The sequence below is a fragment of the Amycolatopsis dendrobii genome (genome assembly GCF_014145675.1).
Classification (GTDB): domain Bacteria; phylum Actinomycetota; class Actinomycetes; order Mycobacteriales; family Pseudonocardiaceae; genus Amycolatopsis; species Amycolatopsis dendrobii.
The window spans coordinates 135,954-150,160 of the sequence record NZ_JACGZW010000019.1; the positions used below are offsets into that span (position 1 = coordinate 135,954).

At 70.0% G+C, this 14,207-nt stretch carries 13 protein-coding genes; 7 read left to right on the plus strand and 6 right to left on the minus strand.

Annotated features, from left to right (window positions below):
• Positions 1–13: 13 nt before the first annotated feature.
• From tal to pgl, 5 genes are read left to right on the plus strand one after another with little or no spacing between them, the layout of a single operon-like run.
• Complete coding sequence (gene tal, locus H4281_RS40430) at positions 14–1,123, plus strand: transaldolase (protein ID WP_182896122.1); 1,110 nt, start codon at positions 14–16, stop codon at positions 1,121–1,123.
• 10 nt (positions 1,124–1,133) lie between these two features.
• The gene (locus H4281_RS40435) at positions 1,134–2,753 is read left to right on the plus strand and encodes a phosphoglucose isomerase-related protein (protein ID WP_182896123.1); all 1,620 of its coding nucleotides are present in this window, start codon (positions 1,134–1,136) and stop codon (positions 2,751–2,753) included.
• On the plus strand, positions 2,750–4,279 hold the full coding sequence (gene zwf / locus H4281_RS40440) for a glucose-6-phosphate dehydrogenase (RefSeq protein WP_182896124.1): 1,530 nt from the start codon (positions 2,750–2,752) through the stop codon (positions 4,277–4,279). The genes H4281_RS40435 and zwf overlap by 4 nt, the downstream gene beginning before the upstream one ends.
• Positions 4,276–5,292, plus strand: a complete 1,017-nt coding sequence (gene opcA, locus H4281_RS40445; RefSeq protein ID WP_182896125.1) for a glucose-6-phosphate dehydrogenase assembly protein OpcA — start codon at positions 4,276–4,278, stop codon at positions 5,290–5,292. The genes zwf and opcA overlap by 4 nt, the downstream gene beginning before the upstream one ends.
• The gene (pgl, locus tag H4281_RS40450; protein WP_037814650.1) at positions 5,289–6,062 is read left to right on the plus strand and encodes a 6-phosphogluconolactonase; all 774 of its coding nucleotides are present in this window, start codon (positions 5,289–5,291) and stop codon (positions 6,060–6,062) included. Before opcA ends, pgl begins: the two co-directional genes overlap by 4 nt.
• Positions 6,063–6,180: 118 nt before the next feature.
• Here the strand turns inward: pgl and H4281_RS40455 are convergent, their stop codons facing one another.
• Complete coding sequence (locus tag H4281_RS40455) at positions 6,181–6,834, minus strand: GntR family transcriptional regulator (RefSeq protein WP_220508587.1); 654 nt, start codon at positions 6,832–6,834, stop codon at positions 6,181–6,183.
• Between the two features lie 90 nt (positions 6,835–6,924).
• On the opposite strand from H4281_RS40455, the gene H4281_RS40460 reads away from it, so the two are divergent.
• Together H4281_RS40460 and H4281_RS40465 are read left to right on the plus strand one after the other, a co-directional pair.
• Positions 6,925–7,464, plus strand: coding sequence for a YbhB/YbcL family Raf kinase inhibitor-like protein (locus H4281_RS40460; protein WP_182896127.1), 540 nt, complete (start codon positions 6,925–6,927; stop codon positions 7,462–7,464).
• Positions 7,465–7,899: 435 nt separating this feature from the next.
• Positions 7,900–9,102, plus strand: a complete 1,203-nt coding sequence (locus tag H4281_RS40465; protein WP_182896128.1) for a sensor histidine kinase — start codon at positions 7,900–7,902, stop codon at positions 9,100–9,102.
• A gap of 370 nt (positions 9,103–9,472) precedes the next feature.
• On the opposite strand, the gene H4281_RS40470 is transcribed toward H4281_RS40465, so the two are convergent.
• From H4281_RS40470 to gap, 5 genes are all read right to left on the minus strand, one after another.
• Positions 9,473–9,817 (minus strand): RNA polymerase-binding protein RbpA, encoded by a 345-nt coding sequence (locus tag H4281_RS40470; protein ID WP_009075886.1) that lies wholly within the window; start codon positions 9,815–9,817, stop codon positions 9,473–9,475.
• A gap of 76 nt (positions 9,818–9,893) precedes the next feature.
• On the minus strand, positions 9,894–10,124 hold the full coding sequence (secG, locus tag H4281_RS40475; RefSeq protein WP_033292761.1) for a preprotein translocase subunit SecG: 231 nt from the start codon (positions 10,122–10,124) through the stop codon (positions 9,894–9,896).
• 137 nt (positions 10,125–10,261) lie between these two features.
• Entirely contained in the window at positions 10,262–11,047 is a 786-nt protein-coding gene (tpiA, locus tag H4281_RS40480; protein WP_182896129.1) for a triose-phosphate isomerase, read from the minus strand.
• Positions 11,048–12,262 (minus strand): phosphoglycerate kinase, encoded by a 1,215-nt coding sequence (locus H4281_RS40485; protein ID WP_182896130.1) that lies wholly within the window; start codon positions 12,260–12,262, stop codon positions 11,048–11,050.
• Positions 12,263–12,267: 5 nt separating this feature from the next.
• Positions 12,268–13,269: a type I glyceraldehyde-3-phosphate dehydrogenase gene (gene gap / locus H4281_RS40490; protein WP_182896131.1), complete on the minus strand. Its 1,002-nt coding sequence runs from the start codon at positions 13,267–13,269 to the stop codon at positions 12,268–12,270.
• Between the last annotated feature and the right edge of the window lie 938 nt (positions 13,270–14,207).

Below are 14,207 nucleotides of genomic sequence, written 5' to 3' on the forward strand. Positions count from 1 at the left end.
AGGGAGTGCACTCATGACTGACCGACTCGCGCAGCTCTCCGAAGCAGGCGTCTCGATCTGGCTGGACGACCTCTCGCGGGAGCGCCTGAACTCGGGCAACCTCGCCGGGCTCATCCGCGACAAGCACGTCGTCGGCGTGACCACCAACCCGACCATCTTCGCGAACGCCCTGTCGAAGGGCGCCGCCTACGACGAGCAGGTCAACGACCTCGCCGCGCGCGGTGCGGACCTCGACGGCACCGTCCGGGAGCTGACCACCACCGACGTGCGCAACGCCGCGGACCTGTTCCGCGACGTGTACAACGCCACGAACGGCGTCGACGGCCGCGTGTCCATCGAGGTGGACCCGCGCCTGGCGAAGGACACCGACAAGACGGTGGCCGAGGCCAAGGACCTGTGGAAGACCGTCGACCGGCCGAACGTGATGATCAAGATCCCGGCGACCGAAGAGGGCCTGCCCGCGATCACCGCGGTGCTCGCCGAGGGCATCAGCGTCAACGTCACGCTGATCTTCTCCGTCGAGCGCTACGAGGCCGTCATCAAGGCTTTCTTCGCCGGTCTGGAGCAGGCGAAGGCCAACGGCCACGACCTCAAGGGCATCCACTCGGTCGCGTCGTTCTTCGTGTCCCGTGTGGACAGTGAGGTCGACAAGCGGCTGAACGCGATCGGCACCGACGAGGCCAAGGCGCTGCTGGGCGAGGCGGCCATCGCCAACGCGCGGCTCGCGTACGCGGCCTTCGAGAAGCTGTTCGCCACGGACCAGTGGAAGGCGCTCGCCGAGGCGGGCGCGAACGCGCAGCGTCCGCTGTGGGCCTCCACCGGCGTGAAGGACCCGGCCTACTCCGACACCCGCTACGTCGACCAGCTCGTGGTCTCCGACGTCGTGAACACGATGCCCGAGAAGACCATGGACTCGGTCGCCGACCACGCCGAGATCACCGGCGACACGGTTTCCGGAAAGGGCGAGCAGGCGCAGGCGATCTTCGACAAGCTGTCCGCGGCGGGCATCGACGTGCCCGACGTGTTCGTGACGCTGGAGACCGAAGGCGTCGAGAAGTTCGAGAAGTCCTGGCAGGAACTGCTGGACACGGTGACCGGGCAGCTGAACAAAGCGAGGGGCTGAACCAGAGACCATGAGCGGGGACGAAACCGGCGTCGTGATCGTCGACGCCGAACTGGCAGAAAAGGCAGCGCCGCTGGCGCAGCGGCTGGCCGCCGACGGCGCCGCTGCCAAGCTCGCCGCCAAGGACTCCGCCTTGTGGGGTCCGGACGCCGAGTCCGAAGCGTCGATCCGATTGTCCTGGACGACGTTGCACAAGTCGTCGCGTCCGTTGATCGGGGAAATCGAAACGCTGCGCGCGGAACTGCACAGCGAAGGCGTGGACCGCGTGGTGCTCGCCGGCATGGGCGGCTCGTCGCTCGCGCCGGAGGTCATCACCGCCACCGCCGGCGTCCCCCTCACGGTGCTCGACACGACCGACCCCGGCCAGGTGGCCGACGCGCTCGCGGGCGACCTCGAGCGCACCGTCATCGTGGTGTCGTCGAAATCCGGCGGCACCGTCGAAACCGACAGCCACCGCCGGATTTTCGCCAAGGCGTTCGCGGACGCCGGGATCGACGCGGCGCGGCGCATCGTCGTCGTCACCGATCCCGGCTCCCCGTTCTCCGAACTGGCGGAGAAAGAGGGCTACCGCAAGACCTTCCTGGCCGACCCGCACGTCGGCGGCCGATACTCCGCGCTGACCGCGTTCGGCCTCGTGCCTGCCGGTCTCGCGGGCGCGGACGTCGCGCGGCTGCTCGACCAGGCCGCGTCGGTGGCGGAAACGCTCGCCGAGGACACCGCGGAGAACCCGGCCGTGCAGCTCGCGGCGGCTTGGGGCGCAGCGCACGAAGCGGGCGCGGAGAAGGTGGTGCTGGCCGACACCGGTTCCGGCATCAAGGGATTCCCGGACTGGGCGGAGCAGCTGATCGCCGAGTCCACCGGCAAGCTCGGCACCGGCCTGCTGCCGGTGGCGGTCGACGGCCCGGACGCGCCCGGGTTCGCCGACCACGGCAAGGACGCGACCGCCGTCGCGATCGGCGCCGCGGAAGGTGCGGCGCAGATCTCGGTGACCGGCCCGCTCGGCGCGCAGTTCCTGTTGTGGGAGTTCGCGACCGCGCTCGTCGGACGGCTGATCGGGATCAACCCGTTCGACCAGCCGGACGTCGAAGCGGCCAAGAAGGCGGCGCGCGCGCTGCTGGACGACCCGGAGAAGCTGAAGGGCGGCGAGGCGCCGGCCACTGTGGACGGTGCGGTCGAAGTCTTTGGCAGCGAAGGAGTTTCGACCGACGGCAAGCTCGCCGACGTGCTGCGCGCGTTCTTCGGTTCGGTGGCCGACGGCGGCTACATCGCGGTGCAGGCCTACTTGGACCGGCTGGACGACGCGTCGACTTCGTTGCTGCGCGGCGAAATCGCCAAGCGGACCGGCGTGCAGACCACGTTCGGCTGGGGCCCGCGGTTCCTGCACTCCACCGGGCAGTACCACAAGGGCGGCCACCAGAACGGCAGCTTCCTGCAGATCACCGGAGCCGTCGACGAGGACCTGTCGGTGCCGGACCGCCCGTACACGCTGGGGCAGCTCCAGCACGCGCAGGCGCTCGGCGACGGCCAGGTGCTCGCCGAGCACGGGCGCCCGGTGCTGCGGCTGCACCTGACCGACCGCGCCGCCGGGCTCGCCGAGCTCGTCCGGGCAGTGCAGGAGGCCGCTCAGTGACCACCTGGCGCAACCCGCTGCGGGACCCCCGCGACAAGCGGCTGCCGCGGATCGCCGGGCCGTCGAGCCTGGTGATCTTCGGCGTCACCGGCGACCTGGCGCGCAAGAAGCTCATGCCCGCCATCTACGACCTCGCGCACCGCGGGCTGCTGCCCGCCGGGTTCTCGCTGGTCGGCTTCGCCCGCCGGGACTGGGAGCACCAGGACTTCGGCGAGCTCGTGCACGATTCGGTGCGCGAGCACGCGCGGACGCCGTTCAAGGAGTCGGTGTGGAACCGGCTCGCCGAAGGAATCCGGTTCGTCCAGGGCACTTTCGACGACGACGAAGCCTTCGACCGGCTCGCGAAGACCGTGCGCGAACTGGACGAGGAACGAGGCACCGGCGGCAACACCGCGTTCTACCTGTCGATCCCGCCGGGCGCGTTCCCGGTGGTGACCAAGCAGCTGGCGCGTTCGGGCCTCGCGCAGGCCGACGAGAACACCTGGCGGCGCGTGGTCATCGAGAAGCCGTTCGGGCACGATCTCCGCAGCGCCAAGGAGCTCAACGCGATCGTGAACGACGTCTTCCCCGAGGAGTCGGTGTTCCGCATCGACCACTACCTCGGCAAGGAGACGGTGCAGAACATCCTGGCGCTGCGCTTCGCGAACCAGCTGTTCGAGCCGATCTGGAACGCGAACTTCATCGACCACGTGCAGATCACCATGGCCGAGGACATCGGCCTCGGCGGCCGCGCGGGGTACTACGACGGGATCGGCGCCGCACGCGACGTCATCCAGAACCACTTGCTGCAATTGCTCGCCTTCACCGCGATGGACGAGCCGCTGTCGTTCGAGCCGAAGGCGCTGCGGTCGGAGAAGGCCAAGGTGCTGGCGGCGACCAAGCCGATGCTGCCGCTGCACGAGACCACCGCGCGCGGGCAGTACGCGGGCGGCTGGCAGGGCGGCACCAAGGTGCCGGGCCTGTTGCAGGAGGCCGGGTTCGCGAAGGACTCGACCACCGAGACGTACGCCGCGGTGACGCTGGAGGTGCAGAACCGACGCTGGGCGGGCGTGCCGTTCTACCTGCGCACCGGCAAGCGGCTCGGCCGCCGGGTCACCGAGATCGCGGTCGTGTTCAAGCGCGCGCCGCACCTGCCGTTCGATTCCACCTCCACCGAGGAGCTGGGGCAGAACGCGCTGGTCATCCGCGTGCAGCCGGACGAGGGCATCACGCTGCGGTTCGGGTCGAAGGTGCCGGGGACCACGATGGAGGTCCGCGACGTCACGATGGACTTCGGCTACGGCCACGCGTTCACCGAATCCTCGCCGGAGGCCTACGAGCGGCTGATCCTGGACGTGTTGCTTGGCGAGCCGTCGCTGTTCCCGGTGAACGAGGAAGTCGAGCTGTCGTGGGAAATCCTCGACCCGGTGCTGGCGCACTGGGCGAAGCTCGGCACCGCGCCGGAGCAGTACCCGCCGGGCAGCTGGGGACCGAAGTCGGCTGACGAGATGCTGGAACGTACCGGCAGGCACTGGAGGCGTCCGTGATCATCGACCTGCCGTCGACCACGACGTCGGCGCTGAACAAAAAACTGGTGGAGATCCGCGAGCAGGGCGGCCAGGTCGCGCTCGGCCGGGTGCTGACGCTGGTGATCGTCGCGGACGACGACGCCAAGCTCGAGGACGCCATCGAGGCCGCGAACGACGCGAGCCGCGAGCACCCGTCGCGGGTGATCGTCGTGGCGAAGGGCGCGCGCACGGCCGCGCCGCGCATAGACGGCCAGATCCGCGTCGGCGGCGACGCGGGCGCGAGCGAGGTCATCGTGCTGCGGCTGTACGGCCCGCTGGCCGCGCAGGGGCAGAGCGCCGTCGTGCCGCTGCTGCTGCCGGACGCGCCGATCGTCACCTGGTGGCCCGGTGCCGGTCCGAAGGCCCCCGCGGAGGACCCGCTCGGCCAGCTGGCACAGCGGCGGATCACCGACTCCGCCGCGGAAAAGAGCCCGATAAGGTCTCTCACCACGCGCGCGAAGTCCTATGTGGAGGGTGACACCGACCTGGCGTGGACCCGGCTGACCCGCTGGCGGGCGCAGCTGGTGTCGGCGCTGGATCTCCCGCCGTACGAGAAGATCACGAGCGCGACGGTGACCGGCGAGGCCGATTCGCCGTCCACCGAACTGCTCGCGGGCTGGCTCGCCGAGTACCTCAAGGCTCCGGTGCACCGGGTCAAGAGCTCGAGCGCGCAGGGCATCATCTCGGTGAAGCTGGAGCGGAAATCGGGCGCGGTGGAGCTGACGCGGCCGGACGGACGGGTCGGCACGCTGACCCAGCCCGGCCAGCCGACGCGGCGGATCGCGTTGCAGCGGCGCAGCAACCCGGAGTGTCTCGTGGAGGAACTGCGCCGGCTCGACCCGGACGAGATCTACGAGGCGGCGCTGCACGGGCTGCACAAGATCGCCGCGTCCAACGGGTCCAAGCCCGCTGCCGCCAAGGCTTCGGCCAAGCCCGCTGCCGCCGCGAAGCCGAAGACGCCCCGCAAGACCGCGGAAAAGAGCACGTCATGAGCCGGACCGAGGTCGTCGTCTACGAAAACCCGGACCTGCTGGCCGCGGCCGCCGCGGCTCGCCTGGTGACGCGGATCGTCGACGTGCAGGCAGCCCGCGGTGCGGCGTCGGTGGTGCTCACCGGCGGCGGCACGGGTATCGCCGTGCTGCGGGAACTGCGGGAATCGAGCGCACGGGACGCGATCGACTGGTCGCGGCTGGACATCTACTGGGGCGACGAACGGTTCGTCCCGGCGGATTCGGACGAGCGCAACGAGAAGGGCGCGCGCGAAGCCCTGCTCGACCACGTTCCGCTGGCTCCGGAGCGGGTGCACGCGATGGCCCCGTCGGACGGCGAATTCGGCGACGACGTCGACGCGGCCGCCGAGGCCTACGCGAAGGTCCTCTCCGACGCGGCGGGCCCCGGCGCGGACGTGCCGGAGTTCGACATCATGCTGCTGGGCCTCGGCGGCGAGGGCCACACGGCGTCGCTGTTCCCGGAAACCGCCGAGGTGCGCGAAACCCAGCGTTCGGTGGTGCCGGTCCGCGACTGCCCGAAGCCTCCGCCGACGCGCGTGTCGCTGACGCTGCCTGCCATCCGCCGTGCCCGCGAGGTGTGGCTGATGACGGCGGGCACCGCCAAGGCGGACGCGGTCGCGCAGGCACTGGCGGGTGCGCCGGAAACGCAGATCCCGGTCTCGGGCGCCCGCGGGTACCGGCGGACGCTGTGGCTCCTCGATCGCGAGGCGGCCGGGAAGCTTACGAAGGTGTACCAGCCGCCGGCTGAGTAAGACGGTTGCCGGGAAGGGCTCCTCGCGTGATGACGCGGGGAGCCTTTTTCGTTGCGGGGCAAGGGAAGCGGGCGGGCGGTCGTGAGTGTTCGCGCCGGGTTGGAACCGGCGCAGACACTCACGAGTCCCCCGCACCGGTCAACAGCTCCGCCGTTGCCGCCAGATGATCCATCAGCAACCCCGCCGCCTCCTCCGGGTCCCGGCTCAGCGCGGCCCGCTCCAGTTCCTCGTGCTGGGCGAGCACGTCCTCCGCCGGCAGCCGGTACGCGGGGTGCACCGTCCAGCGCCGGGCCAGTTCGCTCGCGCTCCACATCCGGTCGAAATTCTCCAACAGCACCGCGTTCCCGCAGCCGTCGAGCAGCGTGCGGTGGAACAAGCGGTGCGCCTCAGCCCAAGCAGCGGAGTAGTAGCTGCCTTCGTCCGGCACATACATCGGCGTCCGGGCGAGCCGGTGCCCCGCCGCGCGCACTCGCGTCTCCCACTCCAGGTCTCCGCGCGCGACGGACAACCGCAGCATCGCGGGCTCGACCGTCTGACGCGCCTCGACGATCTCCTGCCACCGCCGATCGGCCATCGCGGGCACCGCGAAGCCGCGGTTCGCGAGCCGTTCCGCCAGCCCCTCCCCGACCAGCCGCACCAGCGCCTCCCGCACCACGGCCAGGCTGACCTCGTACCGCGCTGCCAGTTCCTGCGGTTTCAGCGCCTGCCCCGGCTCGACCTCGCCGCGCATGATCGCGTCGCGGACCTGGTCGTAGATCTGCTCGGACAGCATCTGCTTCATGGTCTCAGGATAGACGATCCCTAAAATCATCGATTATTAGTGCTATAGTCGATAGTATCCCGCTTCCATCGAGAGGAACCCATGTCCGCCAACTCCCCGTTCGCGCGCCTTCCCGAGGCGCCGAGCTTCACCGTCACCAGCACGACCGTCGCCGATGGCGCGGCCTGGTCCGCCGAGCAGTTCTCGGGGATCTTCGGCGTGCCCGGCGGCAAGGACATTTCGCCGCAGCTGTCCTGGTCCGGCGCCCCGGAAGGCACGAAGAGCTACGCCGTCACGGTCTACGACCCCGACGCGCCGACCGGCTCCGGCTTCTGGCACTGGGCAGTCGCCGACATCCCCGCCGCCGTCACCGACCTGCCGGAAGGCGCGGGCGACGACATCGGCTCCGCTCTGCCCGAGGGTGCCTTCCAGCTGCGCGGCGACGCGGGCGCCGCACGCTTCATCGGCGCGGCCCCGCCCGCCGGCCACGGCGAACACCGCTACTTCGTCGTCGTGCACGCCCTGGATGTCGCATCGATCGGCGTCCCGGCGGACGCGACCCCCGCCGTACTCGGGTTCACGATGTTCGGCCACGTGCTCGGCCGTGCGGTTCTCGTCGCGACGGCGGAGACGCCTGCGTAAACCCCAGCCGACCGCTCACTCCGGCCGCCGCGTCCGTGCTCGCCACGACGCGGCGGCCTTCGACTGCGCAGCGACACTTTCCTCCCACCCGCACGGGTGATCTCTCCCCTGTACGCGTGGCACGGACTCAGCGTCGACCTGGGCGGCAAACGGAGCAACTGACACTCGGCCAAAAAGCGGCTCACCAGTATGTGGGAACCGCCGTATGGTGAACATAAGGTGATGTGATCGACACTAGGTGATGTCGACCGCGCTTCGTTCATCCTGTTGGAGCAGTCGTGGAGATTACAACACCACTAGAACCACTCTGGGTGAAACTTACTGGCAACACACATGTTCCCGTTAGCATCCGCACATTTGTTCACCGCCGCGCGTCCCGATCGGGTGGCCGGAGCATCTCATCACTAAGTCCACAAGACGAATGGGGTCGCCGCGATGAGCACTGAGGGACTCTCGATTCCTGGCATCTCGATGAGCAGCTCCGCCGCGGGAGCCGCCCGGCGAGCCAGGCGTGCCAGCCTGACCGGGGCGTTCGCCGTGTTCCGGAAGCCCCTCGTCGCGACGATCGCCGTCGAAGCGGTGGTCGTGCTGCTGGCGGTGCTCGACGTCTGGCTCGTCGTGCCGCCCAAAGCACAGCCCTATTCGCTGTACCTGTCGGCCGCCGCGTGCCTCGCGGTCGTGGTGCGGCGGCGGTTCCCGTTCCTCGCGGTGCTCGCCGCGGTGCCGGGATTCTTCGCCGGATGGGCGCAGCTCGCGTCGATGCTCAACCTCGGCATGCTCGCGACGCGGCGGCAACTGCACTGGCAGACCTGGGTCGGCGCCGGACTGGTGTTCACCTGCCGGTTCGTGCGGTGGCCGCTGCCGGAGTTCGCGGAACTGAGCTGGCGCGAACACGTCCTCGACGGGATCTACGGCGTGCTGGTGGCCGGAATGCCGATCGCGATCGGCCTGCTGATCGGGGCGCGCGCGGAGATCTCGGCGAAACTGCGCGAACTGGCGAAGAGCCGCGACCGCGAACGCCGCTTCCACGCCGACGCGGTGCGCGCCGAGGAACGCGCCCGGCTGGCCCGCGAAATGCACGACGTGGTTTCGCACCAGATCACGCTGATCGCCATGCAGGCCGGCGCGCTGCAGGCGCAGGCGAAGGAAGGCCCGGCGCTGGAGACGGCGCAGGTCATCCGCCAGCTGTCGACGCGGACGCTCGAGGAACTGCGCTCGCTGGTGAGCGTCCTGCGCTCCGGCTCCGGCGACGACGGCCCGCGCCCCGGCATCGGGGAGCTGGACCACCTGATCCGCGAGTGCGACGTCCCGGTGCAGCTGACCGTCGAGCAGCTCCCGGACACCTTGCCGAGCCAGGTCTCGGCGGCGGCGTACCGGACGGTGCAGGAATGCCTGACGAACGTCCACAAACACGCCCCCGGCGCGACGGCGACGATCCGCATCCACGCGGCGAGCGGCGCGCTGGACATCGAGGTCGAGAACGCCCGCGCCTGCCGCGCGGGCGAGGCTTTCCCGTCGGGCGGCCACGGGCTCACGGGCCTCGCCGAACGCGCCCGGCTCCTGGGCGGAAGCTTCGAAACGTCCGGAACGGAGGACGGCGGATTCCGGGTTCGGGCGCGGTATCCGCTGGATCGCTGAGCCTGGCCGGACCCTGAAATTGGTCCGGACCGGTCAAGAAACCTGGCCCTGCCGAGAGCTTGCTCGCGCCCGGCCGGAAACCGGCCTTCCGAAGGTCTAGACCTGCTCCTCGCCGGTCTGGACCACTTGAGCGATACGCCCCGAACGGGAGTGTCTCCGCCGGACTGAGCCTCTTTGGCGGTACGTGAGGGGAACCCTGACGAAATCTGATTCCCTCAGGGTTCCTCTCACGCACCGCAACCGGTTCCTGACCGTGCCGCAGTGGTCTGGACCTGCCCCGGTCAGGCCGCCCCAGTGCCTCGGGAACTAAAAAACCACCGGCCCTCGCCCTCGCGGACGGGGAAGCCGGTGGTCCCGGAGAAACCGTGCCTCAGATCAATTCGCGGCGCTGGCGGAGGCGCTCGAGCGCTTCGGCGAGGATGGCCTCGCCGTCGGCGTCGCTGCGGCGTTCCTTCACGTAAGCCAGATGCGTCTTGTACGGCTCGGTACGAGGCGCGGCGGGCGGATTCTGCTCGTCCTGACCGCCCGGGAGCCCGCAGCGCGGGCAGTCCCATTCGTCGGGGATTTCCGCGTCCATCGCGAACGACGGGCGAGCCTCGTGCCCGTTCGCGCACCAATACGACACCCGGCGCCGTGGCGCCGATTCACCCCGCTCCGATTCGCCCGAAGGACCGGCACCCACGCGGGTGCCGCGAATCGCGTTACCGCCAACCATGAATCCTCACCCGTTGGAATCGGCGGCGCGCCCCCCAATAGGCACGCCGATCGCAAGTCCCCTTCCGGGGACCCGGTCAGACCTTGAGCAGGAGGCCGAGACCCACGATGCTGATCAGCCAGATGGCTCCGAGCAGCAGCGTGATCCGGTCGAGGTTCTTCTCGGCGACGCTGGACCCCGCGAGACTCGACTGCATCCCCCCGCCGAACAGCGACGACAGGCCGCCGCCCCGGCCGCGGTGCAGCAGCACGGCCACCACCAGCAGCACGCTGGAGGCGATCAACAGGATTTGCAGGAACAGCTTCATGTCATCCTCTGTGCTTGTCGGAGCATGCAGGGGTACGGCCGGACCCGCACCAGCGTGCGGATCTTCACCGTACCCCTGGACTCGTCCACTGCTCTAGTGACGGACCGAACACACAGGCTACCCGGTAGTGCCCACGATCAGGGCAGCGGGCCACCGGCGGCGAGCGCGCAGAGCTTGGTGAACTCCTCGCCGTCCAGGCTCGCGCCGCCGACCAGCGCGCCGTCGATGTTGTCCGCGGCCACCAGCTCGGAGACGTTCCCGGACTTCACCGAGCCGCCGTAGAGCACCCGGACCGCGGTGGCGACCTCGTCGCCGTACTTCTCCGACAGCGTCCCGCGCAGGGACTTGCAGACCTCTTCGGCGTCGGCGGCGGTCGCGACCTTGCCGGTGCCGATGGCCCACACCGGCTCGTACGCGATCACGACGGCCTGCACCTGCTCGGCCTTGAGCCCCTTGAGGCCCTCGATCAGCTGGTTGCGGGTGTGCTCGAGGTGCTCGCCCGCCTCGCGGATCTCGAGTTCCTCGCCCACGCACAGAATCGGCGTGATGCCGTGCTTGAGCGCGGCCTTGACCTTCTTGTTGACCAGCTCGTCGGTCTCGCCGTGGATCGCGCGCCGCTCCGAGTGCCCGACGGTGACGAAGCTGCAGCCCAGCTTCGCCAGCATCGGGCCGGAGATGTCGCCGGTGAACGCGCCCGAGTCCTGCGGCGACAGGTCCTGCGCGCCGTAGGTCAGGGAGAGCTTGTCGGCGTCGATCAGGGTCTGCACGCTGCGGATGTCGGTGAACGGCGGCAGCACGGCCACGTCCACCTTCGCGTAGTACTTCTCCGGCAGCGCGAAGGCGATCTTCTGCACCAGGGCGATGGCCTCGAGGTGGTTGAGGTTCATCTTCCAGTTGCCTGCCACCAGGGGCTTGCGTGCCACTTAGTTCTTCCCCTCCAGCGCCGCCACGCCGGGCAGCTCCTTGCCTTCCAGGTATTCCAGCGAGGCACCGCCGCCGGTGGAGATGTGCGAGAAGCCGTCCTCGGGAAGGCCCAGCTGCCGCACCGCGGCGGCCGAATCTCCGCCGCCGACCACGGTGAACGCGTCGCTCTTCACGAGCGCCTCGGCCACCGCGCGGGTGCCGCCCGCGAACGCCTCGAATTCGAAGACGCCCATCGGGCCGTTCCAGAAGACGGTCGCCGCGTCGGCGAGCTTCTGCGCGAACAGCTCGGCACTGCGCGGGCCGATGTCGAGGCCCATGCGGTCGGCCGGGATGGCGGTGACGTCGACGGCCTCGTGCGCCGCGTCGGCCGCGAACCCGTCGGCGGCGAGCACGTCGACCGGCAGCACCAGTTCGACGCCGCGCTTCTCGGCCTCGGCGAGGAAGCCCTTGACCTGCTCCAGCTGGTCCTCCTGCAGCAGCGACGTGCCGACCTCGTAGCCCTTGGCCTTGAGGAAGGTGTACGCCATGCCGCCGCCGATGAGCAGCCGGTCGACCTTGGTGAGCAGGTTCGCGATGACACCGAGCTTGTCCGACACCTTCGAGCCGCCGAGCGCGACCACGTAGGGGCGCTTGACGTCGTCGGTGAGCTTCTTCAGCACGTCCAGTTCGGCCAGCACGAGGCCGCCCGCGTACGCCGGGAGCACCGCGGCGATCTCGTAGACCGAGGCCTGCTTGCGGTGCACGACGCCGAAGCCGTCGGAGACGAATGCCCCGCCCGGCGTCAACGCGGCCAGCTCAGCCGCCAGCTCGGACCGGTCGACCGCGTCCTTGCTGGTCTCGCGCGCATCGAAGCGCACGTTCTCCAGCAGGACGACATCGCCGTCGGCCAGTCCGGCCACCAGCGCCTTCGCCGACTCGCCGACGAGGTCGCCGGCCAGCGGGACCTCGGAGCCGAGCAGTTCGCCCAGCCGCTTCGCGACCGGCGCGAGCGTGAACTTCGGGTCCGGCTCGCCCTTGGGGCGGCCGAGGTGCGCGGTGACGACGACCTTCGCGCCCGCGTCGGCGAGCTTCTTGATCGTCGGCAGCGCGGCCCGGACCCGGCCGTCGTCGGTGATGGCCGACCCGTCGAGCGGGACGTTCAGGTCGCTGCGCACCAGCACGTAGCGGCCCTGAACGCCCTCACCCAGCAGGTCGTCGAGGTTCTTGACGCTCATCAGGTTCAGAGCTTCGAGCCGACGAGCTTGATCAGGTCGGCGAGGCGGTTGGAGTAGCCCCACTCGTTGTCGTACCAGCCGACGACCTTGACCTGGTTCCCGATCACCTTGGTGAGCGGCGAGTCGTAGATGCAGGACGCCGGGTCGGTGACGATGTCCGAGGACACGATCGGGTCGACCGAGTACTTCAGGATGCCGGCCAGCGGGCCCTCGGCAGCGGCCTTGTACGCCGCGTTGATCTCGTCGACCGTGGCGGACTTCTTGAGGGTCACGGTGAGATCGGTGGCCGAGCCGGTCGGGACCGGGACGCGCAGCGCGTAGCCGTCGAGCTTGCCGAGCAGCTCCGGCAGCACGAGGCCGATCGCCTTGGCCGCGCCGGTGGAGGCCGGGACGACGTTCAGGGCGGCGGCGCGGGCGCGGCGCAGGTCCTTGTGCGGGCCGTCCTGGAGGTTCTGGTCCTGCGTGTAGGCGTGGATCGTGGTCATCAGGCCCTGCTCGATGCCGAAGGCGTCGTTGAGGACCTTGGCCAGCGGGCCGAGGCAGTTGGTGGTGCAGGACGCGTTCGAGATGATCGTCTGCGAGCCGTCGTACTTGTCGTCGTTGACGCCGAGGACGACGGTCAGGTCCTCGCCCTTGGCGGGCGCGGAGATGATGACCTTCTTCGCGCCGCCCGCGATGTGCGCCTTGGCGGCGTCGGCGTTGGTGAAGAAGCCGGTCGACTCGACGACGACGTCCACGCCCAGGTCGCCCCAGGGCAGGTTGGCCGGATCGCGCTCGGCGAGGGCCTTGATGGTCTTGCCGTCGACGACGATGCCCTCGTCGGAGACGCTGACCTCGCCCGGGAAGCGGCCGAGGATCGAGTCGTACTTGAGCAGGTGGGCCATGGTGGCGACGTCGCCGAGGTCGTTGAACGCGACGACCTCGATGTCGTGACCGCTCGCCTTCACGGCACGGAAGAAGTTGCGGCCGATCCGGCCGAAGCCGTTGACACCTACGCGAACGGTCACTGCTGCCACTCCTCTGGTGTTGATCACGGCGGCGGCGCGCCGGCCGCCGACCGCTGAAGTTGGTCACTGCGGAAGTTCCCCGGGGCGCCCGCCCCGGACGACTTCTGCGACTTCCGGAATCGGTGCAACCCTAGCGTGCGGGCCCCGTTGCCCCGGACTGCCCTGACGAGACTTCCACCACTGCCGGGAGACGTCAAGAATCGATTAAGAACCCAGCTCAGCCGGGTGAGGGGCGAAAACGGGGCGAGCGCTCCCCCGGAGCCGGGCGGCGGGAGCGGACCAGTGGCTTGATCGGTCTTGGTGCCCCGGTTCACGCTGTCGGGACGGTTTCGCCGGGCGGGGTGGCGCGCGGGGTGCGGCGGGGGTTTCGGCCGAGAGGGCTCGGCGGGGCGGGGTTCGGGACGGGCTCGGCGCGAACGCGGCTTGCTCCTCGGAGGCCGCGCGGGCAAGTGGCTGGGTCGAAGCGGACAGGCTCGGCGCGAACGCGGCTTGCTCCCCGGAGGCCGCGGGCAAGTGGCTGGGTCGAAGCGGACAGGCTCGGCGCGGACGGGCCGGTCCCGGAGGTCGCGATGGGGCACGGCACCGCAGGCGGCCGAGGCTGGGCGCGGGCAGCCGGGGGCTGACCAGGCATGAGGGCGGGCAGTCAGGCCGTCGAGGCTAAGAACGGCCGAGGGCGACCAGGCGGCGCTGAGCAGAGGGCGACTGGCTTCGGCGACGGCATCAGTCCGGCGCTCACCTCTCCGGCGCTGGGAGGACGGCAGTTCTCTCTCCGGCGCCGGAGAGAGAACTGCGCGGAACACGAACTGCCGGGCTGCCCAGCCACCAGCAGCCCGATCGCCGAGCAGCCCAGCCACCAGCAACCCGATCGCCAGGCTGCCCAGCCACCAGCAACCCGATCGCCAAGCAGCCCAGCCACCGGGCAGGCCGGACCACCGAGG